This is a genomic window from Tardiphaga alba, assembly GCF_018279705.1.
Lineage (GTDB): Bacteria > Pseudomonadota > Alphaproteobacteria > Rhizobiales > Xanthobacteraceae > Tardiphaga > Tardiphaga alba.
Genome location: NZ_CP036498.1, coordinates 4,478,013 through 4,498,906, shown reverse-complemented (window position 1 = coordinate 4,498,906; position 20,894 = coordinate 4,478,013). Strand labels below are relative to the sequence as shown.

General features: G+C 63.2%; 18 protein-coding genes. 6 read left to right on the top strand and 12 right to left on the bottom strand.

Annotated elements, in window-relative coordinates; all coding sequences use genetic code 11:
- Positions 1–23 precede the first annotated feature (23 nt).
- Together RPMA_RS21460 and RPMA_RS21455 are read left to right on the top strand one after the other, a co-directional pair.
- Positions 24–1,364, top strand: coding sequence for an aspartate aminotransferase family protein (locus RPMA_RS21460; RefSeq protein WP_249225331.1), 1,341 nt, complete (start codon positions 24–26; stop codon positions 1,362–1,364).
- Positions 1,364–2,740, top strand: a complete 1,377-nt coding sequence (locus tag RPMA_RS21455) for a M20 family metallopeptidase (protein ID WP_211909680.1) — start codon at positions 1,364–1,366, stop codon at positions 2,738–2,740. Before RPMA_RS21460 ends, RPMA_RS21455 begins: the two co-directional genes overlap by 1 nt.
- A 134-nt stretch (positions 2,741–2,874) precedes the next feature.
- Here the strand turns inward: RPMA_RS21455 and RPMA_RS21450 are convergent, their stop codons facing one another.
- Positions 2,875–3,732: a VOC family protein gene (locus RPMA_RS21450; RefSeq protein ID WP_211909679.1), complete on the bottom strand. Its 858-nt coding sequence runs from the start codon at positions 3,730–3,732 to the stop codon at positions 2,875–2,877.
- A 129-nt stretch (positions 3,733–3,861) separates the two neighbouring features.
- On the opposite strand from RPMA_RS21450, the gene RPMA_RS21445 reads away from it, so the two are divergent.
- A complete protein-coding gene (locus RPMA_RS21445) occupies positions 3,862–5,166 on the top strand; it encodes an NAD(P)/FAD-dependent oxidoreductase (RefSeq protein ID WP_211909678.1) in 1,305 nt (434 codons plus the stop codon).
- 194 nt (positions 5,167–5,360) lie between these two features.
- Here the strand turns inward: RPMA_RS21445 and RPMA_RS21440 are convergent, their stop codons facing one another.
- Genes RPMA_RS21440 through RPMA_RS21425 form a run of 4 tightly spaced genes read right to left on the bottom strand, consistent with a single transcriptional unit; the run spans position 5,361 to position 10,431 of the window.
- On the bottom strand, positions 5,361–6,986 hold the full coding sequence (locus RPMA_RS21440) for an ABC transporter ATP-binding protein (RefSeq protein ID WP_211909677.1): 1,626 nt from the start codon (positions 6,984–6,986) through the stop codon (positions 5,361–5,363).
- The gene (locus RPMA_RS21435; protein WP_211909676.1) at positions 6,983–7,813 is read right to left on the bottom strand and encodes an ABC transporter permease; all 831 of its coding nucleotides are present in this window, start codon (positions 7,811–7,813) and stop codon (positions 6,983–6,985) included. Before RPMA_RS21435 ends, RPMA_RS21440 begins: the two co-directional genes overlap by 4 nt.
- Positions 7,814–7,815: 2 nt before the next feature.
- Positions 7,816–8,793 (bottom strand): ABC transporter permease, encoded by a 978-nt coding sequence (locus tag RPMA_RS21430; protein WP_211909675.1) that lies wholly within the window; start codon positions 8,791–8,793, stop codon positions 7,816–7,818.
- 24 nt (positions 8,794–8,817) lie between these two features.
- Entirely contained in the window at positions 8,818–10,431 is a 1,614-nt protein-coding gene (locus tag RPMA_RS21425) for an ABC transporter substrate-binding protein (RefSeq protein WP_211909674.1), read from the bottom strand.
- 290 nt (positions 10,432–10,721) lie between these two features.
- Here RPMA_RS21425 and RPMA_RS21420 point away from each other — a divergent pair, with 290 nt between their 5' ends.
- A complete protein-coding gene (locus RPMA_RS21420; RefSeq protein WP_211909673.1) occupies positions 10,722–11,837 on the top strand; it encodes a DSD1 family PLP-dependent enzyme in 1,116 nt (371 codons plus the stop codon).
- Between the two features lie 110 nt (positions 11,838–11,947).
- On the opposite strand, the gene RPMA_RS21415 is transcribed toward RPMA_RS21420, so the two are convergent.
- The 6 genes from RPMA_RS21415 to RPMA_RS21390 all read right to left on the bottom strand — a co-directional run bounded on the left by RPMA_RS21415 (position 11,948) and on the right by RPMA_RS21390 (position 17,646).
- Entirely contained in the window at positions 11,948–12,655 is a 708-nt protein-coding gene (locus tag RPMA_RS21415; protein WP_211909672.1) for an ABC transporter ATP-binding protein, read from the bottom strand.
- Positions 12,655–13,407, bottom strand: a complete 753-nt coding sequence (locus tag RPMA_RS21410) for an ABC transporter ATP-binding protein (protein ID WP_211913763.1) — start codon at positions 13,405–13,407, stop codon at positions 12,655–12,657. Before RPMA_RS21410 ends, RPMA_RS21415 begins: the two co-directional genes overlap by 1 nt.
- Complete coding sequence (locus RPMA_RS21405) at positions 13,404–14,240, bottom strand: branched-chain amino acid ABC transporter permease (RefSeq protein ID WP_211909671.1); 837 nt, start codon at positions 14,238–14,240, stop codon at positions 13,404–13,406. Before RPMA_RS21405 ends, RPMA_RS21410 begins: the two co-directional genes overlap by 4 nt.
- On the bottom strand, positions 14,240–15,112 hold the full coding sequence (locus RPMA_RS21400; RefSeq protein ID WP_211909670.1) for a branched-chain amino acid ABC transporter permease: 873 nt from the start codon (positions 15,110–15,112) through the stop codon (positions 14,240–14,242). The genes RPMA_RS21405 and RPMA_RS21400 overlap by 1 nt, the downstream gene beginning before the upstream one ends.
- Positions 15,113–15,329: 217 nt before the next feature.
- Positions 15,330–16,580 (bottom strand): ABC transporter substrate-binding protein, encoded by a 1,251-nt coding sequence (locus tag RPMA_RS21395; protein ID WP_211909669.1) that lies wholly within the window; start codon positions 16,578–16,580, stop codon positions 15,330–15,332.
- A 376-nt stretch (positions 16,581–16,956) separates the two neighbouring features.
- On the bottom strand, positions 16,957–17,646 hold the full coding sequence (locus RPMA_RS21390; RefSeq protein WP_211909668.1) for a MarR family winged helix-turn-helix transcriptional regulator: 690 nt from the start codon (positions 17,644–17,646) through the stop codon (positions 16,957–16,959).
- 321 nt (positions 17,647–17,967) lie between these two features.
- On the opposite strand from RPMA_RS21390, the gene RPMA_RS21385 reads away from it, so the two are divergent.
- Positions 17,968–18,600 (top strand): MarR family winged helix-turn-helix transcriptional regulator, encoded by a 633-nt coding sequence (locus RPMA_RS21385; RefSeq protein ID WP_211909667.1) that lies wholly within the window; start codon positions 17,968–17,970, stop codon positions 18,598–18,600.
- A 109-nt stretch (positions 18,601–18,709) separates the two neighbouring features.
- Here RPMA_RS21385 and RPMA_RS21380 read toward each other — a convergent pair whose 3' ends face one another.
- A complete protein-coding gene (locus RPMA_RS21380; RefSeq protein ID WP_211909666.1) occupies positions 18,710–19,447 on the bottom strand; it encodes an SDR family oxidoreductase in 738 nt (245 codons plus the stop codon).
- Between the two features lie 146 nt (positions 19,448–19,593).
- On the opposite strand from RPMA_RS21380, the gene RPMA_RS21375 reads away from it, so the two are divergent.
- On the top strand, positions 19,594–20,865 hold the full coding sequence (locus RPMA_RS21375) for a Zn-dependent hydrolase (protein WP_249225330.1): 1,272 nt from the start codon (positions 19,594–19,596) through the stop codon (positions 20,863–20,865).
- Positions 20,866–20,894 lie beyond the last annotated feature (29 nt).

Sequence of the window (20,894 nt, the reverse complement as noted above, 5' to 3'; positions counted from 1 at the left end):
CACGAGTTCAAAGGAGCATCACCATGTCAGCGACGTCAGCCCAGCGCGGCAAGATGGTCAACGGGTTCGATCCCGCCACCGCATCGAACCTCACCCCCGAAAGCCGCAAGCTCGTCGAGCGCCGCATCGCGCTGCTCGGTCCGGCCTATCGCCTGTTCTACAAGGATCCCGTCGAAGTCGCGCGCGCCAGCGGCGTGTTGCTCTATGACAGTGAAGGCAACGAATATCTCGACGCCTATAACAACGTCGTCTCGGTCGGCCACTGCCATCCCAAGGTGGTCGATGCCATCACCAAACAGGCGCAGACCATCTGCACCCATACGCGCTACATCCAGAAGGGCATTCTCGATTACGCCGAACAGCTGCTCGCGACCTTCGATGGCCCCGCGCGCCACGCGATGTTCACCTGCACCGGTTCGGAAGCCAATGATCTGGCCGTGCGCATGGCCAAGCATCACACCGGCAACCAGGGCATCATCATCACCGACGAGGCCTATCACGGCAATTCCGAACTGAGCGCCGGCTTCTCGCCATCGCTCGGTCCGTATTCGCCGCTCGGCACTTTTGTGCGCCGCGTGCCGGCGCCGGACAGCTATCGCATCGCGCCGGAAAACATGGGCCAGTGGATGGCCGAGAAGGTCTCCGAGCAGATTGTCGATCTGCAGCGCCGCGGCGCCGGCGTGGCCTGCTTCATCGCCGACAGCATGTTCTCGTCGGACGGCATCTTCTCGCATCCGACCAACCTGCTGCAGCCGGTGGTGGACGTGATCCACAAGGCCGGTGGCATCTATATCGCCGACGAAGTGCAGTCCGGATTCGGCCGCAGCGGTGAGAAACTGTGGGGCTATCAGCGCCACGGCATTACGCCGGATATCATCACCATGGGTAAGCCGATGGGCAACGGCTATCCCGTCGCCGCCGCAGTGATGCTGCCGGAGATCGTCGAGAAATTCGGCCGCGACAACCGCTACTTCAACACGTTCGGCGGCAACACCGTCGCGATGGCCGCTGCGCAGGCCGTGCTGAATGTCATCAAGGACGAGCAGCTGGTCGAGAATTCGCTCAAGGTCGGCAAGATGCTGCGCGAAGGCTTCGAGGCTCTCGCGAAGAAGTATCAAGGCATCGGCGATGTCCGTGGCTCCGGCCTCTATATCGGCGTCGAAATGGTGAAGGACCGCTCGACCAAGGAGCCTGATGCCGCGGCTGCCGCCGCCGTCGTCAATGGCCTGCGCGCGCGTCGCGTGCTGATCTCGGCCACGGGTGCCGCCGCCAACACGCTGAAGATCCGCCCACCGCTGGTGTTCAGCGCGGCGCACGCCGATCGCCTCCTCACCGAGGCCGATGCCGTGTTCGCGACGCTCTGATGTCGCGCGAACAAGCCATTGCGCGGATTGATGCGCAATTCGAGTCCGGCGAATTCCTCGCCGTGCTCGATCGCATGGTCGGCTACAAGACCGAGAGCCAGAGCGACAAGCGCGGCGAGGAGCTGCAGGCCTATCTCGACAAGGAGCTGGTGCCGCAATTCACCGCACTCGGCTTCACGACAAAGATCGTTCCGTCGCCATCGGGCCGCGGGCCGAACCTTCTCGCCAGCTATCACGAGAGCGACGATCTGCCGACCGTGCTGATGTATGGCCATGGCGATGTCGTGCCCGGCATGGAAGGCGAGTGGCGCGACGGGCTCGATCCCTGGCGCTGCACGACGGTCGGCGAACGCGTCTATGGCCGCGGCACCGCCGACAACAAGGGCCAGCATGCCATCAATATCGCGGCCCTCCGCGCGGTACACGAGACGCGCGGCGGCAGGCTCGGCTTCAACGTGAAATTCATCGTCGAGATGGGCGAGGAGATCGGTTCGCCCGATCTGCCGAAGGTGTGCGAAAGCCTGCGCGACGAACTCAAGGCCGATCTGTTTCTGGCGTCCGATGGGCCGCGTCTCTCCGCCGAGCGCCCGACGATCTTCTTGGGCTGTCGCGGTGGCCGCCGCATCCATCTCGATCTCAAGCTGCGCGAGGGTGCGCATCATTCCGGCAACTGGGGCGGACTGCTCGCCAATCCCGCCACCATTCTTGCATCGGCGATATCAACGCTGGTGGATCGCGACGGCCGCATCCTGCTCGATGCGTTGAAGCCGCCTCGCATCATCAACCAGATTCGATCGGCGCTCGCCGATGTCGTGGTGTCGCCGACGCCGGATGAGCCATCGCTGTCGGAAGGCTGGGGCGAGGACGGGCTGTCGCCCGCCGAGCGGCTCTATGCGTGGAATACACTGGAAGTGCTGGCGATCAATGCCGGCAATGTCGCCAATCCCGCCAATGCGATTCCCGGAGAGGCCCATGCGGTGCTGCAGCTTCGGTTCGTCGTCGGCACCGATATCGAGAACGTCGTGCCGGCCATCGAGAAGCATTTGGCCGCGAACGGCTATGGCGACATCAAGGTGAGCCAGTCGCAATTCTTCAATGCGTCGCGCACCGATATCGACAATCCCTGGGTCGGCTGGGCCGTGGAGTCCGTGCGCAAGACCACGGGCAAGCCGCCCGCGCTGCTGCCGAATTTCGGTGGCTCGCTGCCGAATGATGTGTTCACGGATATTCTGGGATTGCCCACCGTGTGGGTGCCGCATTCCTATCCCGGCTGCTCGCAGCACGCGCCCGACGAACATATCCTCAAGCCGGTGACATCAGAGGCATTGCGCATCATGGCGGGGCTGTTCTGGGATTTGGGGGAGAAGGGAAAGTAAAGGCGCGCGCCGTCGCTTCAATCCCGCTCCGTCATGGTCGGGCTTGTCCCGGCCACCCATGTCTTTCTTTTCCAGTCACCTAAGACGTGGATGCCCGGCACGAGGCCGGGCATGACGATTGAGGGCGCGAGCGTTTAGGCTTTCACGAACGCCACCAGCGTGCCATTCGCATTCGCCGGCGGCACGACGACACCGACGTCCGTCTTTGCGCCCGCCGATCCCACAGCCTTCTCCGCTGCATCCAGATCGCCGGCGATGAACACCAGTCCGACGCCGCCGCGTGCCGGCGCGCCATCCAGCGACGTGCCCGGAAAGCGCTTTGCTAGCACGTCGCGCGTCATGAACACGAAGTCCGCGCGATCGCCGCCCGGCGGCACGGTGACGGCGCCGTCGCTTTCCTTGCGTGCGGTGCCGTCGATCAGCTTCACCATATGCGCGGCGTCCTGCTCCGGTGCGTCTGTCACGATCAGCACCTGCTTCATCCGCTTGGCGGTGTTCGCGTGCTGCATCAGCTCGGGAATCCACACCGTCTCGCGCGTATAGTGCTGGCAGGCGAAGATGCGCAGCCCGCCGGGCGCTTCCTCGATCGGCCAGTGAAACACGCGAAACTTTGCCGCGCTGACGGTGCCGTTCGGCAGCGTCACCGGGCGTTCGAAATCGGTGGGGCCGAGCGCCTGATAGCCGCGCGCGGTGATCTCTTCGGCGCCAGCGGCAGAATCCACTGCGGTGAATGCGACACGCTCCACGCCTTCGCCGCGCTCGGCGAGAAACTTGCGCATGGGCGCATTGTGCTCGGTGTCGGAGATCACGCCGAGCAGCTCGACATAGTCGGGACCGAGCATGATCGTGTAGTTGCCGGAGCCCATCTTGGCGCTGTGGGTGCCGCGCGGCGACAGCGTGAAGCCGAGCTTTTTCCAGACCGCGGCTGCGGCATCGAGGTCTTTGACGGAAATCACCGCATGGTCGATTCCGATGATGTTCTTGAGGGTCACGCTTGCACCACCTTGCATTGGATTGGGCGCGTAAACTATGCAGAATGCGGAACTGCCGCAAGGGAATGGATCATGTGATCTGCCCTGCATTTATTGATGATTGTGCCGTTGAAAACGGGAAGGCTGACGATGGAAACTGCAAATGCGCCCTGGCCGAAATCGCTCTGGGCCGCCGTCACGCCGGATGGCCCGCAATTGCCCGAACTCAAGGGCGCGGTCGAGGCCGATGTGGTGGTCATCGGCGCCGGCTTCACCGGCCTCTCCACGGCGCTGCATCTGCGCGAACAGGGCATCGATGTCGCCGTGGTCGAGGCCGTCGAGCCCGGCTGGGGCGCTTCCGGCCGCAACAATGGCCAAGTGATCCCGACGCTGTCGCGCCCCGATCCCGACGACATCATCAAACGCTACGGCGCCGCCGGCGAACGCCTGGTCGGCATTATCAGGGATAGCGCACAGATCTTGTTCGATCTCACGCGCCGCTATCAGATCCAGGCCGAAGGCGAGCAGAATGGCTGGATCCAGCCGGTGCATTCGCCCGGCCGCATCAAGATCGCCGAGCGCCGCGTCAAGCAATGGTCGAAGCACGGCGCGCCCGTGGAGCTGCTGTCGTCGGATGAGATGAAGAAGATGCTCGGCTCCCCCGCATGGTTCGGCGGCTTCTGGAACAAGACCGGCGGCCATATCAATCCGCTCGCATTGGCCCGCGGCTTTGCCCGCGTGGTGCTGGAGCAGGGCGGACGCATTTTTGCGCGCTCGCCGGTGGAGAGTTTTGCGCGGCAGGGCGATCGCTGGATCGTCAAGACGGCGCAGGGCCAGATCAGCGCGCGTGCGCTGGTGGTGGCCAGCAATGCCTATACCGGCGAATTCTCGAAACAGCTCTCGCCGGGCATCGCCTCTGAGGTGATGCCCGTGCTGTCCTGGCAGATGGCGACGCAGCCGCTGTCCGATCAGGCACGGCAGACCATCATCCCCGGCCGTCAGGCGGTGTCCGATACTCATGGCGAACTCTATTTCATGCGCTACGACGCGCGTAACCGCCTCGTCACCGGCGGCAATGTGATCGGCGTCGGCGACAAGACCGGCCGCCTGAAAGAGATGGTCGGCGCTCGCCTGCAGCGGCTGTGGCCGGAGATCGGCGAGGTCAAGTTCGATTATGTCTGGAACGGCTATGTCGGCATGACCACGGACTTCCTGCCCCGCATGCACAAGCTCGGCCCGAATGCCTTCGGCTGGACCGGCTGCAACGGCCGCGCAGTGGCGCTGTCGATCGCACTCGGCAACGAGTTTGCGAAAGCCGTGCAGGGCGTGCCGGATGACGAACTGGCGCTGCCTTTCTCGGAGCCGGTGCCGATCGCCGCGCATGGCCTGATGCGATTGCTGGCACCATTCATGCTGCTGGTCTATCGGCGCAGGGATAAGAAGGAGATGGTGTAGGCTACCGGTCTCTCTTCCCTCTCGCCCAAGCACAGCGCAGCTGTGCGGGGTGGGAGAGGGTGGATCGAACGCGAAGCGTTCGAGACGGGTGAGGGGTGCCACAAGCTCCAAGCCTAGCCGTACCCCTCATCCGTCTTCGCTTCGCGAAGCCACCTTCTCCCACAAGGGGAGAAGGAAGAAAGGCAGCGTTACACTTAAACCGTCAACGGCTCTTTCTTCCTTGTAAAATCCCCACCCGGAATCGACGCCAGCAGCGCCTGCGTATAGGGGTGCTGCGGTCTGCCGAACACCTCGCCGGCCAATCCGTGCTCGACCACTTCGCCGTCCTTCATCACGGCGACGAGATCGCAGATTTGCGCCGCGACGCGAAGATCATGCGTGATGAACACGATGGACAGGCCCAGCCGCTCGCGCAGCTCGTGCAGCATCTTCAGCACCTGCGCCTGCACCGACACGTCGAGCGCCGACACCGCTTCATCCGCCACCAGCACATCCGGCTTCAATGCCAGCGCACGCGCAAGCCCGATGCGCTGGCGCTGGCCGCCGGAGAATTCATGCGGCAGACGGTCCATCGCGGAGGGATCGAGCCCGACGAGGCGAAACAGCTCCTTCGCTTCCGCCCAGGCCTGCGCGCGCGGCATGCCATGCACGATAGGCCCCTGCGCCACGAGATCGCCGGCCTTGCGGCGCGGATTGAGCGAGGCGAACGGATCCTGAAACACCATCTGGATATGCTTGGTCTCGCGCCGTACCTGCTCGCGTGGCATGGTCGCCCAGTCCTTGCCTTCCAGTACGATCGACCCCGCATCGGGATCGATCAGGCGCACGATGCAGCGCGCGAGCGTCGATTTGCCCGAGCCGGATTCGCCGACAATGCCCAGCGTCGCGCCGCGCGGCAGATTGAGCGAGACGGACTTCACCGCATGCGTCACGCGCGCGCCGCGGCCGAGAAAGCCGCCATTGCGATAGGTCTTGGAGACATTCGCCAGCGTGAGAATGTGATCGTCGTTCAGCTTGCGCGGCGGTGGCGCCGCAAGCGGCGGCACGGCGGCGATGAGCTGCTGCGTATAGGGATGCTGCGGACTATGCAGCACATCCTGCACCGGGCCTTGCTCCACCACCTTGCCATGCTGCATCACCACCACGCGATGGGCGATCTCGGCGACCACGCCGAAGTCGTGGGTGATGAATAGCACCGCCGTCTTGCGCCGGCTCTGCAATTCCCGAATGAGCTTTAGAATTTGCGCCTGCGTAGTGACATCGAGCGCGGTGGTCGGTTCATCCGCAATCAGCAAGCGCGGATCGAGTGCAAGGGCCATGGCGATCATGGCGCGCTGGCGCTGGCCGCCGGAGAGTTCGTGGGGATAGGCGCGCGCGGCCTGTGCGGGATCGGGGATGCGCACGTCCTGCAGCAGCGCCAGCACGCGCGCCTTGATGTCCTTTGTCGAGAGCTCGGTGTGGATCTCGAACATCTCACCGATCTGGTCGCCGATGGTGCGCAGCGGATTGAGCGCGGTCATCGGTTCCTGGAAGATCATCGCGATGCCGGCACCGCGCACCTTGCGCATCTCGGCATGAGAAGCGCTGGCGAGGTCCTTACCCTCGAACAGCACGCGGCCGCCATCGATGGCGACTTCCGGCGGCAGCAGCCGCATGACGGCATTGGCCATCACGGATTTGCCGGAGCCGCTTTCGCCGACCACGCAGACGATCTCGTCGGCGGCGATCGACAGCGACACGCCGCCCAGCGCATGGGGGCGATCGGCGCCTTTCGGCAGCTTCACGCTGAGGTCTTCGACCGTAAGAATGATGTTGCTCATCGGCTCTTCAGTCTCGGATTGAGCGCATCATTCAGTCCCTGGCCGACCAGCGACACCGCCAGCACCGTGAGCAGGATCGCGATGCCGGGGATCGCCGAGACATACCACTGCACCCGCAGCACGTCGCGGCCGAGGCCGATGAGATTGCCCCAGGATGCGACATTGGGATCGGAGAGGCGCAGGAAGGCGAGGGCGCTTTCCAAAAGGATCGAGACGGCCATCACCACGCTCGCATAGACGATCACCGGCGGCAGCGCATTGGGCAGGATCTCGCCGAGAATGAGCTGAATGTCCTTCATGCCGAGCGTGCGCCCGGCCTGCACGAATTCACGGCTGCGCAGCGACATGAACTCCGCACGCGTCAGGCGCGCGGGCGCAGGCCACGACACGATGCCGACGGCGATGGTCACGGTTGTCAGCGTCGAGCCGAACACGGCGACCAGCACCAGCAGCAGCACGAAATTCGGCAGCGTCTGGAATGCTTCGGTGATGCGCATCAGGATCGTATCGATCTTGCCGCCATAGAAACCGGCAAAGGCGCCGATCAGCACGCCGATGATCACGGCAATCAGGGTCGCAACGCCGCCGATCAGCAGCGAGATGCGCGCGCCGTAAAAAATCTGCGCTGCAATGTCGCGGCCGGAATTGTCGGTGCCGAGCGGAAAGCGCGGATTGGCGAAGGGCCAGACCAGCGGACGGCCGGCCAGCGAGAGCGGATCGTTGGGGTAGATCCAGCCCGCGGTGATCGCCATACCAATGACGATCAGCAGCAATAGCAGGCCGACCACGGCGGCGGGGCTGCGGAAGTAGCGTTTCACCGCATCCATGCTCAACCCTCCGCCTGGATGCGCGGATCGAGCCGGGCGTAGAGGAGATCGACCAAAAAGTTCACGAAGATCACCAGCAGCGCCGAGACGAAGACGATGCCGAGCAGCGTGTTGAGATCGCGCTGGACCACCGATTCATAGGCGAGGCGGCCGAGGCCGGGCAGCGAGAACACGCTTTCGACGACCACGGAGCCGCCGAGCATGGTGCCGGCCTGCAGGCCGATCAGCGTCACCATCGGCAGCAGCGCATTGCGCAGCACATGCTTGGCGACGATGCGCGTCTCGTCGAGGCCTTTTGCGCGCGCGGTGCGCACATAATCGAGATTGAGCACTTCCAGCATCGAGGCGCGCATGATGCGGAGATAGATCGCGAGAAAAATCAGCGCCAGCGTCAGCGTCGGCAGCACCAGATGCGCAGCAATGTCGAGCGTGCGCTCGAATGCCGTCTGTACCGCGCCGATATTCTCGAAACCGCCGGCGGGCAGCCATTGCAGATAGATCGAGAACACTACGATGGCCATCAGGCCGAACCAGAAGGAGGGCGTGGCGTAGAAGATCAGGCCCAGCGTGGAGATCAGCGTATCCGGCCAGCGATTGACGCCGCGTGCCGCGATGACGCCGAGCACCAGGCCGAAGAAGAACGCGAAGGACAGCGAGGCCGTCATCAGCAGCAGCGTCGCCGGCAGCCGCTCGAAGATCACGGTGGCGACGGGCTTGCCATAGATCGAGGAGAAGCCGAGATCGAACTGCACCAGCCGCCACAGATAGTTGCCGAGCTGCACCGGTACCGAAAGATCGAGCCCGTAGAACTTGCGCAATTCGCGCGCGGTGTTCGCATCGCCGCCGCCCATCTGCGCCATCATGGCATCGACCGTGTCGCCCGGTGCCAGTTGCAGCAGCAGGAACACGCCGATCAGGATCAGGAAGAGCGTCGGGATCGAGGCGGCCAATCGCCGCCCCGCAAGTGATAGAATGCGCATACCGCTATTGTGTCGGGTTTTGCGTCAGGCGGAAAGCCAAAGATCGTGCCAGCTCGACGAACCCCAACGCGGATTATTCGAATGGTTACGTGCCTTCGCCGTGATCACCGTGACGAAGATCTGTTCGATCGGCATCCACACCGGCAATTCGGTATTGGCTTCCTTGACGAACTCCGCATAGAGCGCCTTGCGCTTAACCGGATCGATCTCGGTGGCCGCGTTGTCGATCACCTTGTCGATGGCGTCGTTCTTCCAGTCCCACTGATTGGTCCAGGGTGCGCCGGCAGGCTGGCCGGAGCGATACCACACGGTGGTCGAGACCGCGGGATCGTTGCGATACTGGTGCCAGCCGGTGGCGAGATCGAAAGCGTGGTCGGCATAGACGCCCTTGAGGAAACCGCCGCCGTCATTGCGCACGATCTCGACAGGAATGCCGACTTCCTTCAGCGACTGCTGGATGAAGGTCGCCCATAGCGAGATGTCTTCGCCCCAAGGGGCGGGGAGAAGGCGCAGCGAGAAGCGCGTGCCGCCAGCACCTGCCTTGAAGCCGGCCTCGTCCAGCAGGGCTGCAGCCTTCTTCTTGTCATAGGGATATTGCGGTGTGTTCGGGCCGGGGAAGAAGTCGGTGGAGACCGAGGGGATCGGGCCGGTGCCGGGCTTGGCGAAGTCGCCGAGAAAATTCTCGATGAAGAACGGCACATTGATCGCATGCGCGATGGCGCGGCGGACGCGGATATCCGACAGCTCCTTGCGGCGGAAGTTGAACTCGATGGTGTTGGTGCGCGCGTTGCCTTCATTGCCCTTGGTGGAAACGACGAAGCGCTTGTCCTTGCCGAGCCGCGCCATGTCCGAGATCGTTAGACCCGAGAACGGCGAATACTGGATATCGCCGGCTTCCATCTGGGCTGCTGCAGCGGCGCGGTCGGTGACCACCTTCCAGACGATGCGGTCGAGATAGGGCAGGTTCGGGCGCCAGTAATTCTCGTTGCGCTCGGCGATGATATATTGGCCGCGCTCATATTTGTTGAACTTGAACGGACCGGTGCCAACCGGCGCGAGATTAGCCGGGTTGGCGCGGATATCGCTCGAACCCTCATAGATGTGCTTGGCCGAGATGTAGCCGAGATCGGGCAGCGCGCGCAGCAAGAGGCCGAGCGGCATCGGGCGCTCATATTTGAACACGGCAGTGTGCGCATCCGGCGTTTCCACCGCGGTCAGGAACAGCTGCAGGGTCGATCCATAATTGAGGATCTTCTTCCACATGTTCATGGCGGTGAATTCGACGTCTGCCGAGGTGAACGGCTTGCCGTCGTGCCAGGTCACGCCCTTGCGCAGCTTGAAAGTGATGGTCTTGCCGTCCGCCGAGGACTCCCAGCTCTCGGCGAGCACGCCGACCGGCTGGCCCTTTTCGTCGAGATCGACGAGGGCTTCCTGGATCTTGCCGCCGATGATGTAGACGCCGGTGGAGGCCTGCAGGCTCGGGTTCAGTTGGCGCTGTTCTGCACCGTAATGGACATTGAACACGCCGCCCTTCTTGGGCGTTTCCTGCGCGAAGGCGCGGAAGGGATTTGCCACATTGGCTGCAATGGCGGCCGAGGTCAGCAGCGCGGCGCGGCGGGTCATCTCAAAGCGGTTCATCTGTCCAATTCTCCTGCGTCATCTGCGCATAGCGGAACGGGCCGGTTCCACGCAAGCTACGGCAAAAACTTGGTTGAAGTCATGCGCAAATCGGCGCCTGATGGGTAATTCTTGCGCCATCGCCGCGTTCCGTAGCAATAATATCTCCGATCGATTTCTGACTTAGCTTGCCGGCCAAGCTATTCACCGCGGCACGTTCCGTGGCGCGGGCGCGACTTTGGTTCGTCTTCTCCTCATTGCCGGTGGTTGCTAGAGATTTTCGACATCGCCGCTCTGGAGTGCACCCCACCATGACCGCCCTCGATCCAAATCTGCCGGCCCTGCAGGATATTGCGACACCGGCATTGGTGGTGGATGGCATGGCGCTCCAGCGCAACATCGCGGCCATGGCGGATTTTGCCAAGGCAAACAACATCGCGCTGCGCCCGCATGCCAAGACCCACAAGTCGCCCCGCCTCGCGCAATTGCAGATCGAGGCCGGCGCGGTGGGCATCTCCTGCGCCACGGTGGCGGAGATGGAAGCGATGGCGGAGGCGGGCATTCAAGGCCTGCTGCTGACGACGCCGGTGGCCGACCGCGTCAAGCTCGCCCGCATCGCGGCGCTGGCTGACAGCACCGACATCGCGCTGGTCGTCGATCACGCGGACCAGATCAATGTGTTGCACACGCTGCTCGACACCGGCAGCCGCATTGTTCAGGTGCTGATCGATATCGATGTCGGCCAGCGCCGCACCGGCGTGGTCAAGCCGTCATCCACAGTTGAACTGGCGCAACTGATCGAGGCAACGCCGGGCATGAGCTTCGCTGGCATCCAGGGCTTTGCCGGCCATGTCCAGCACATCATCGATTACGAGGAGCGCAAGGCGGGAGCTGCGAAAGTGCGCGGTATCCTGGATGATCACCTGCGCGTGCTCGCTGAGGCCGGCATCAAGGCCCCCATCGTCACCGGCAGTGGCACCGGCGCCTGCGCCTTCGATATCGCCGGTACCTTTACGGAACTGCAGGTCGGCTCCTATCTGTTCATGGATGCCGATTACGGCCGGCTGCAAGCCGAGGGCGGCGCACCGCTGCCCTTCGAGCCCAGCCTGTTCGTGCTGGCCACGGTGACATCAGTCAATCGCGCCGGCGAATTCACCGTCGATGCCGGCGTCAAGGCGATGGCCTTCAACGGCCCGGTGCCGTCACTGATGCTCGGCGTCCCCGAGGGATCGACCTATCGCTTCGGCGGTGACGAGCATGGAATGATCACGCTGCCGGAAGGCGCTGAGGCGCCAAAACTCGGCAGCCGCGTGCTCCTGATCGCCACGCATTGCGATCCGACGGTGAACCTGCATGCGAGCTATCAGGTGGTGGGGCACAATGGCAGCGTCGAGGCGTGGCCGGTAATGGCGAGGTATGGGGCGTAGACACACACCGTATGTAGCCCGGGTGGAGCGAAGCGTAACCCGGGGACCGGCGCTTTTAACCAGCTCGATGGTCCCCGGATTGCGCTTCGCTCCATCCGGGCTACGCGGAGCTAATGTCCCCCGCCCAAAAACGCCTCCGACAGCGTCGGATCATTGATCAACGCCTCCGCCGATCCCGACGTCACCACGCGCCCGGTCTCCAGCAGATAAGCGCGGTCCACGATCTTCAGCGTCTGCCGCGCCTTCTGCTCCACCAGCAGCACCGTCAGGCCTTCATCGCGGAATTGCGCGATCATCTGGAACAGGCTCGCGGTCATCAGCGGCGCCAGACCGAGCGATGGCTCGTCCAGCAGCAGCAGTTTCGGCTTCGACAGCAGCGCGCGGCCGATGGCCAGCATCTGCTGTTCGCCGCCCGAGAGCAGACTGGCGAGCCCGTCGCGGCGCTTGCCGAGGATGGGGAAGCGCTCCAGCATCTTCTCCACATCGGCCATCGCGGCCGATTTGTCGCGGCGGGTGTAGATGCCCATCAGCAGGTTTTCATACACCGTCATGCGCGCGAGAATGCCGCGGCCTTCCGGCACCAGCGCGATGCCGCGGCGCAGGTTTTTCTCCGCAGCGCCCGGCGTCAGCTTCTCGCCTTCGAACGAAATCTCGCCCTGGAACGGCAGCAGCCCCGCGATGGAGCGCGCGATCGTGCTCTTGCCGGCACCATTGGCGCCGAGCAGCGCGACGATCTCGCCTTTCCTGATCTCCAGATCGACGCCGCGCACCGCCGTGATGGCGCCGTAACGGACTTCCAGCCCCTTGATCGCAAGCATCAGTTGTCCTTTCCGAGATAGGCGTCGAGGACGACCGGGTTGTTGCGCACGTCCTCCGGCGTGCCTTCGGCGATGGGTACGCCGAAATCGAGCACATAGAGATAGTCGCACAGGCGCATCACGAAATTCATGTCGTGTTCGATCAGCAGGATGGAGAGGCCGGTGTCGCGCAGCCGCAGCATCAGCGTGCGGATCTCTTCGGCCTCGTCATGATTCATGCCCGCCACGGGCTCATCCAGCAGAAGCAGCTTCGGCTTTGCGGTGACGGCGCGCGCCATCTCCACCTTGCGCTGGATGCCGTAGGGCAGCGATTTTGCGGGGCGGTCGCGATATTCGGTGAGGCCGAAGAATTCCAACACCTCTTCGGCGCGCGCCTGCGCGGCCGGATTGGCCCAGGCAATCGGCAGCAGCCGGCGCCATGCCGCCTCGCTATGCGGCTGCGCAACCAGCAGATGTTCCCACACCGACATCGAGCCGAACAGGCGGATGTTCTGGAACGTGCGCGCAATGCCTTCGCGCACGATGCGGTAGGACTGCCACTGGGTGACATCAACGCCCTTGAGTTTCACTTCGCCCGCATCGGCGCGATAGGCGCCGGTGATGGTGTTGAACAAGGTCGTCTTGCCGGCGCCGTTGGGGCCGATCACGCCAATGATCTTTCCTTCCGGTACCTCGCAGACCATGTTGGACAGCGCATGGATGCCACCGAACGTCTTGGTGACGCCGGTGAGTTGAAGCAGCGCCTGGCTCATGCTGCGGCCCTCCGGAAAGTCAGCGTTCGGATCAGCGAGCGATCGAGAATGCCCTGGCGCCGCACCAGCAGCACGATCACCAGCAGCGAGCCGAAGGCGGCGAGGCGCCAGTCGGCGATCGGCCTCAGGAACTCAGGCAGGAAGATCAGCAGCATCGAGCCGACCATCGAGCCCGGCGCCACCGTCGAACCGCCGAGAATGACGGCCAGCACGAATTCCACCGAACGTTCAAAACCGAAATTCGCCGGCTCGATATAGACATTGTGATGCGCGAACAGCCCACCGGAGATCGCAGCCACCGCAGCACCGGCTGCGAAGGCACCGATCTTGGTGACGACGGTATTGAGGCCGATCAGGCCGGCAGCCGTTTCGTCGTCATGCACCGCCTGCATTTCCAGCCAGACGCGCGAGCGCTCCAGCAGCATCACGGCGATCAGGATGCCGCCGGCCCACAGCCAGATATAGCCGACGCCGACATGCTGCATGCCGCGGAAGCCACCACTGCCACCCATGGTGTCGAAGTTGAGGAAGAAGCTACGCACCATTTCGCCGAAGCCGACCGTGGCCATTGCGAGATAGATGCCCTTCAGCCGCAGCGCCGGGAAGGCGACGATGGCGCCGACGATGCCGGCGAAAACGGCCGAGATCACCAGTGCCAGCGTCAACGGCAGATTCATCGTCACCGTGAGCCACGATGAGAGATAAGCGCCGATGCCCATGAAGGCGCCGTTGCCAAGCGATAGCTGGCCGGTGGCGAGGATGATGTAGACGCTCAGCGCGCCGAGCAGGAGAACGCCGGATTCAGCGAGCAGGCTTGCGTAATAAGTCGACATCAGACGCGCTGCCCCTGATCGGACCGCGCACCGCCGAGAAGGCCCTGCGGACGCAGCAAGAGAATAAGGATCATGAAGCCGTAGACGACGAAGTCGCGGATCTGCGAGCCTCCGTAAGCCACCGTGAGCACTTCGGCGATGCCGATCAGCGGGCCGGCCACAAGCGCGCCCCAGATTCGCGTGGTGCCGCCAATCACCATCACGGCAATCGCCTTGAGGCCGATCTCGACGCCAAGATAGGGCGTGATGGCACCGTAATGCAGCGCGATCAGCACGCCGGCCACGCCGGCCAGCGCGCCGGAGAGAATGAAGGCCATCATCATCAGCCGGTCGGCGGAGACGCCGAGAATGCGCGCGACATCGCGATTCTCGGCGACGGCGCGCAGCGCCCGGCCCATCGGCGTCTTCTGCACGATGTAAGCGGTGAGGGCGACCAGCACGACGGTGGCGCCGAGCACGAGTAGCTGCATCTCGCCGATGCGGATCGGGCCGATCTCGAACTGCTCGCCGAAGATCGGCAGCTGCAGCGGATCCGAACCCCAGATATTGGTGGCGATGTTCTGCAGGATGATCGAGAAGCCAAGCGTGGACAGCATCGGCGTCACCAGCGGCGCGTCGCGCAGCGGCTGGTAGCCGATCTTCTCGACGATGATGGCGATCGAGGCCGCGCCCAGCATGCCGCCGAGCACGGCGATAGGCAGCGGGAAGCCGGCGGAGATCAGCGTGAAGCCGATGAAGCCGCCGATCATGAACAGCTCGGCAATCGCAAGATTGAGGATGCCGAGAATGCCCATCACGAGCGAATAGGACAGTGCAAGAAGCGTATAAACCGCTCCGAGCGTCAGTCCGTTGACGAGTTGCTGTATCAGCATGGGGATCGCATTCGTTAGGTCGAGAATAGGAGATGTCCGAAATAGCGGACGGTCGTGTTCAGCGCACCTCTCCCATAGGGAGAGGTCGACCCGGCGTAGTGTAGCGAAGCCGGGGCGGGTGAGGGTTAGGGACGGTCGCTGCGGAGCGCTGCCCCTCACCCGCGCGCAAGAGCGCGCGACCTCTCCCCAGAGGGGAGAGGTGAAGTAAGAGCACGTCTTAGCACGCCGGGTGGTTCGGGGCCGAGCTGCAGCCCTTGACCTTGGTGTCCCAGTTGCCGCCCTGGCCCTGCAGCACATAGAAGGCCTTGATGGCGTCGCCGTCATCGTTGAAGCCGATCGGGCCGCCGAGACCCTTGAAGCCTTCGAGCTTGGCCATGTAGTCGCGAATCTTGGTGCGGTCGGCTTCGAGGTCTTCCGGCTTGCCGGTGACGCCGGCGGTCTTGATCGCGTCGATATACATCGAGACGATCTCATAGATATTGGCATCGAACATGTTCGGCTCGATGTCCTTCGGCAGGCCCGACTCCTTGCGCAGTAGCGGCGTCAAGGCGGCGGTGAACTTCTCCGGCGCCTCGCCCTTCATGGTCGAGTAGAAGGTCGCCGGCGCGATCACCGGAATTTCCGGCGCGGCCTTGAGGATCGCCGAGGAGATCAGCTGGCTGGCGCCGACCACCGGCTTGATCAGGCCCTGACGCTTCATCTCGCGCAGCACGGTGATGGCCTGGCTGTAGTCCGCGCTGATCACGATGCCATCGGGATTGAGCGACTTCAGCTTGGTCACCTGGGCGGAGACGTCGAGATCGCCGGTGTTGAACGACAGCAGGTCATTCTCGTTGGCGACGGCGATCTCATTCGCCTTCAGCACCGAGGGCATGATCACCTTGCCGACGGTCGCAGCGGTCGCATCCTTCGCATCGAAGATCACCGCAACGGTCTTGATGTTGAAGCTCTTCTTGAAATACGGCACCGCCGTCTTGGCGAGCACGCTTTCATCGATGGTGTTGCGGAACGCCCAGGGGCGGTTCTGCTTGGCGGTGCCCGGCTTCGACGAGGCCTGCGAGGTCGAGACCAGCTTCAGCTCGTTGGCGACGGGGAAGGTGACTTCCGCGGCGCTGGAGGTGAGAGGGCCGGCCACTGCGAGCACCTTCTCGTCGCTGGCGAGCTTGCGCATCGAGGTTGCGGACTGCGCCGGCTTGGCGGCGTCGTCGAGGATGGTGATCTTGAGCTTGGCGCCATTGATGCCGCCGGCATCGTTGGTCTGCTTCTCCAGCATCTTCAGGGTGACGGTGTTGCTGCGGCCCCATTCGGCGAACGGGCCGGAGCTCGGCACGATGGCGCCGAGATTGATCTCGCGGGTCTGAGCGTTGGCATGGCCGGCCACCAGCGCCGAGAGCGTCACTGCTGCGACGGTGCCGAGCACGCGTGATGCGCCAAGGACGTTTGGCAAATTCGATTTAATCCGCGACATCGAACGTGATCCTCTATTGGTGTGATGCAAGACCGCGGCGCGCCGCAGCTTTGTTTCTGATGGTCGTTCCATCTACCCCGTAACAATGCATTCCGTATGCCATCGCCGGATATGTCGCCAGCATGACAGCGGTGAGGGATGGTCCGATAAATTTGCGGTTTTGACAATCCGCAAGTGGAGTATCTTTGTAAAATAGTTCTCTTAGGAAGCTAATTTGTGCGGCAATCGAAGCCCAACATTATGGCACGCCACGGCATTCGCGGGTGGTTTTCCCGCGATACGACGTGGTTGAGGATAAATAAGTGGGGTGCGCCTGAGCCTTATCGCGGTTGTAAAGCGCAATTTGTCGCAGTTGTCGCCGGAGGGCGGCGAAGCGCTATGCCTTGCGGGACTTTACGGGCCGGGCTGCGACCACCTGCTGCGCTTCCGGGGAGAGCGCCTTCACCTTGGCTTCCGCCAGATATCGCTGCAGTGCGATAGCGCGATCGCTGGATTCCACGAGGCGCTGCACCATGTCGAGTAGCTGACGGAATTCCTTGGCGCTCAGGCAGCCGAACTGCACATCGTTGATCTGCTGCTGGGTCGGCGCCAGCCGCTCCAGCAATTCAGCGCCATGCGACGTCACCACCAGGCTGATCCGGCGGCGATCGCCGGGATGCGACGTCTTGGTGATCAGCCCCTTGGTTTCCAGCTTGTTGGTCACCGTGGTGACGAAGGCGCCGCTGAGATGCAGATGGTCCGCGACGGCGCGCACATGCACATCGCCTTGCGCCGACAGATGCCGGATCGAGATCAGGGTCGTGAATTCGATGCCGGCAAGGCCGATCACCGCAGCATGGCCTTCGCGCAATGTCTGGTGACGGACCAGGAAGCCGAACAGGCTGTGTACGAGGCGGCGGAATTCGGCGTCGGAGCCATCGACCAGCAATTCCGGACGCGAGGCCGTAAGGGCCGCCTGCCGCGCCAGATGACCGGCTGGCTTCTTGCCGCCGCTGACCTTGCTCGTCTCACCCTTGGCGGGCGATTTGTTCGCGGAGGAGGTACGTCGGCCGGCGGGCTTTGCCACGTGTCGATTCCATGCGTGAGGTTTTATTCAGCTTGGCGGCTTCGTGAGGTAATTGCAATTGCGACGAAGGATGCAGAGCGGTGTGTCAACCGCGCCGTGACTTCCGCGCCGCAAAATTATTCCCGTGAAATGATCTGTTCCGCACGCAATGCAATGGCGTTGGCGTCATCGAGGTCATGGCTGGACGCGTCACCGTGTTCGTTTTGCGACTCCTGTTGCCTATTTCCTTTGCACTAATAGCTTATCAAAAAAGTTATACGACTTACTTGACCTGCTGCCGGGGACCACGCAATCCTGAGGCTCACTCGTTCGGGAAGCGGCATGTCACGTTCCAGGGTTGCGCCGCTTGCGTCTGCATCGGGGTCACGAAAGTCGAAGTCGAAACTGCCGGTGCCGTCGCTGACGACGTCGCGCAGCGCACTGCTGACCAATGGGTCCGATCTCGCATTCCGGCAACTGGTGCATACGCTGCTGGCCTTTCTGGCGCGGCATGAAACCGTGCGCGAGAATTATGCGGCGGCGATCGGTCTCACCGGCATCGAATACACGGTCCTGATCTCGACGAAGTCGTTTGTGGCAAGCGGAGCGGTGAGCGTGCGCGAGCTCGCGGCGCATCTGCATCTGAGCGGCGCGTTCGTCACCACCATTTCCAACAAGCTGCAGGAGATGGGCTTGCTCGACAAGCTGGTGGATCCGGAAGATCGCCGCCGTCTGCGTCTGGTGGTGACGGCGGCGGGCGACGCATTGCTCGCAAGCCTTGCGCCCATCGAATGTCAGGTTAACGACATTCAGTTCGACGCGCTCGGCGCCGGCGATGTCGGCCGGTTGCTTGCCAGTGTCGACAAGCTCGTTGCCTCCAGCGAGCGGGCGATCGCCCTGCAGCGCTATCTGCAACCGGCCACCGGCGCAGATGCCGTGCCACGGCGTGCAGTGAAGAAGCGCGTATCGAAGTGACGGCGATGGCGCCGTGACGCACCGAGGTTAATGGCCTCCCTCCCTCCAGCGCCGCTGCGCGGCTTGGGGGAGGGAGAAGATCACCCCACTGCTCCGGGGAGGAAGAAGATCAGTACCCGATCAGACTCCGATTCCATGTCGGGCTGATCAGCACCTCGTTGATGCAGACATGTGCCGGCATCCCGGCAATGAACGCGATCGTCTTGCCGAGATCCTCCGGCTGCAGCATGCGCGCCATCACTTCGGCGCTGGGCGGCACCGGCCGATTCTTCATGATGTCGGTGGCCACTTCGCCCGGTGACAGGCAGCAGGCGCGCAGGCCATTGACGCATTCGTCCATGTTGAAGGAATGCGTCAGCGCCAGCACCGCATGTTTGGTGGCGGTGTAAGCGGGACCGGTCATCTTGGAGACGATGCGGCCGGCCCACGAGGCGACATTGATGATGCAACCGTCTTTTTGCGCACGCATTGCCGGCAGCACCGCGCGCATGCAATACATCACGCCGTTGAGATTGATGTCGACGATCTGGTCCCAGCCTTCCTCGGTGACATCCTGCCAGTTGCGCTTCGGCAGATTGATGCCGGCGCTGTTGACCAGAAGATCGATGCGGCCATGTTTGGCGAGGATCGCATCCGCGACCTTCTTGGCATCGGCGAGGTTGCTGACATCGAGCACCATCGATTCAATGGGCTTGCCGCCCGTGCCGAGTTCCTTGACCACGCCGTCCAGCACGTCGGCACGACGGCCGGAAATGATGACGGTCCAGCCGTCGGCCAGCAGCGATTCTGCACCGGCCTTGCCGATGCCGGTGCCGCCGCCGGTGACCCATGCGATTTTCTTCGTCACGATATTCTCCCTGATCTTTTCTTGTGTTGGGGCATGGTCGTTTCCAAAAGGCGGATGTCACTTTTCGGGATCATGCTTTTGATGGCGCGCGGAGTGTTCACCAATTATGGTGACGATACCAGCCCACATCGCGCGAGTGACCAGCGTTGAACAAGCCAGCCGATATCGTGACGCCGCCCATCGATCAGGCCCGCCTCTGGGACGATCATATGGCGCTCGCCGCCATCACCGATCCCGACAAGCCGTGGACGCGGCGGTCGTTTTCGCAGCGTTTTCTCGATGGCCGCGTCTGGCTGAAGCAGCAATATGAAGCCGCGGGCATGACGGTGCGGATGGATGCTGGCGCCAATGTGATCGCGCGCTGGGAGGGGACGGTCGCCGGCCTGCCGCCGATCATGCTCGGCTCGCATTCCGACACCGTGCCATCCGGTGGCCGCTTCGACGGCATCTCCGGCATTCTCACTGCGCTGGAAACGGTACGCGCGCTGCAGGCCTCCGGCTACAGGCCCCGCCACCCCATCGAGATCGTGGATTTTCTTGCCGAAGAGCCCAGCGAATACGGTCTCTCTTGCGTCGGTAGTCGCGCCATGGCGGGCGAGCTCGACGCCAAGATGCTGACCTACACCAATGCGGCAGGCGAGACGCTGGCCGCCGCGATCAAGCGTGTCGGTGGCGATCCCGACAAGATCGCCGCGATGCCGAAGCCGGTCTTCGCCGGCTATCTCGAACTGCATATCGAGCAGGGCATCGTGCTGGAGAGCAACAATCTCGACATCGCGCTGGTCACCGGCATTGCCGGCATCACCCGCGTCGAGATCGTGCTGACCGGTGCGGCCGATCATGCGGGCAGCACCTTGATGCAGTATCGTCGCGATGCGAGTCTCGCTGCTGCCGAGATCGTCCTGCTCGTCGCCCGCAAGGCGCATGAATTTGCTGACCGCAAGCAGGGCCATTTCGTCGCGACGACAGGCATTCTCGACATCAGCCCCAATGCATCCAATGTGGTCCCGGGCGGCGCGCGCATGATCCTCGATATCCGTGCCGAGAAAGCTGAGACCGTCGCCGAATTCGTCGCCATGCTCGATCGCGAGACGCAGGAGGTCGCGCAACGCGCGAAGGTCGATCGCACCAAATTTGGTATTATCTCGCAAAATCCACCGTCGCCCTGCGACGATCATCTGCGCGATATTCTCGGCCGCGCTGCGAGCAAGCTGGGCTATTTCACGACGACGCTGGCATCAGGCGCCGGCCATGATGCGGCCTTCATGTCTCATATCGGCAAGAGCGCGATGCTGTTCGTGCCGTCGAAGGATGGCAAGAGCCATTGCCCGGAGGAATACACATCGCCGGAACAACTCGCTGTCGGCGCAGCGACCTTGTTCGAGGCGGTGCGATTGCTCGACGGCCAGAACGCCTAGAGCATGATCCCGAAAAGTGGATGCCGGTT

Coding starts and splice junctions, on each gene's coding strand:
- RPMA_RS21460 (WP_249225331.1), top strand. CDS start 24: ATGTCAGCGACGTCAGCCCAGCGCGGCAAGATGGTCAACGGGTTCGAT.
- RPMA_RS21455 (WP_211909680.1), top strand. CDS start 1,364: ATGTCGCGCGAACAAGCCATTGCGCGGATTGATGCGCAATTCGAGTCC.
- RPMA_RS21445 (WP_211909678.1), top strand. CDS start 3,862: ATGGAAACTGCAAATGCGCCCTGGCCGAAATCGCTCTGGGCCGCCGTC.
- RPMA_RS21440 (WP_211909677.1), bottom strand. CDS start 6,986: ATGAGCAACATCATTCTTACGGTCGAAGACCTCAGCGTGAAGCTGCCG.
- RPMA_RS21435 (WP_211909676.1), bottom strand. CDS start 7,813: ATGGATGCGGTGAAACGCTACTTCCGCAGCCCCGCCGCCGTGGTCGGC.
- RPMA_RS21430 (WP_211909675.1), bottom strand. CDS start 8,793: ATGCGCATTCTATCACTTGCGGGGCGGCGATTGGCCGCCTCGATCCCG.
- RPMA_RS21425 (WP_211909674.1), bottom strand. CDS start 10,431: ATGAACCGCTTTGAGATGACCCGCCGCGCCGCGCTGCTGACCTCGGCC.
- RPMA_RS21420 (WP_211909673.1), top strand. CDS start 10,722: ATGACCGCCCTCGATCCAAATCTGCCGGCCCTGCAGGATATTGCGACA.
- RPMA_RS21415 (WP_211909672.1), bottom strand. CDS start 12,655: ATGCTTGCGATCAAGGGGCTGGAAGTCCGTTACGGCGCCATCACGGCG.
- RPMA_RS21410 (WP_211913763.1), bottom strand. CDS start 13,407: ATGAGCCAGGCGCTGCTTCAACTCACCGGCGTCACCAAGACGTTCGGT.
- RPMA_RS21405 (WP_211909671.1), bottom strand. CDS start 14,240: ATGTCGACTTATTACGCAAGCCTGCTCGCTGAATCCGGCGTTCTCCTG.
- RPMA_RS21400 (WP_211909670.1), bottom strand. CDS start 15,112: ATGCTGATACAGCAACTCGTCAACGGACTGACGCTCGGAGCGGTTTAT.
- RPMA_RS21395 (WP_211909669.1), bottom strand. CDS start 16,580: ATGTCGCGGATTAAATCGAATTTGCCAAACGTCCTTGGCGCATCACGC.
- RPMA_RS21385 (WP_211909667.1), top strand. CDS start 17,968: ATGTCACGTTCCAGGGTTGCGCCGCTTGCGTCTGCATCGGGGTCACGA.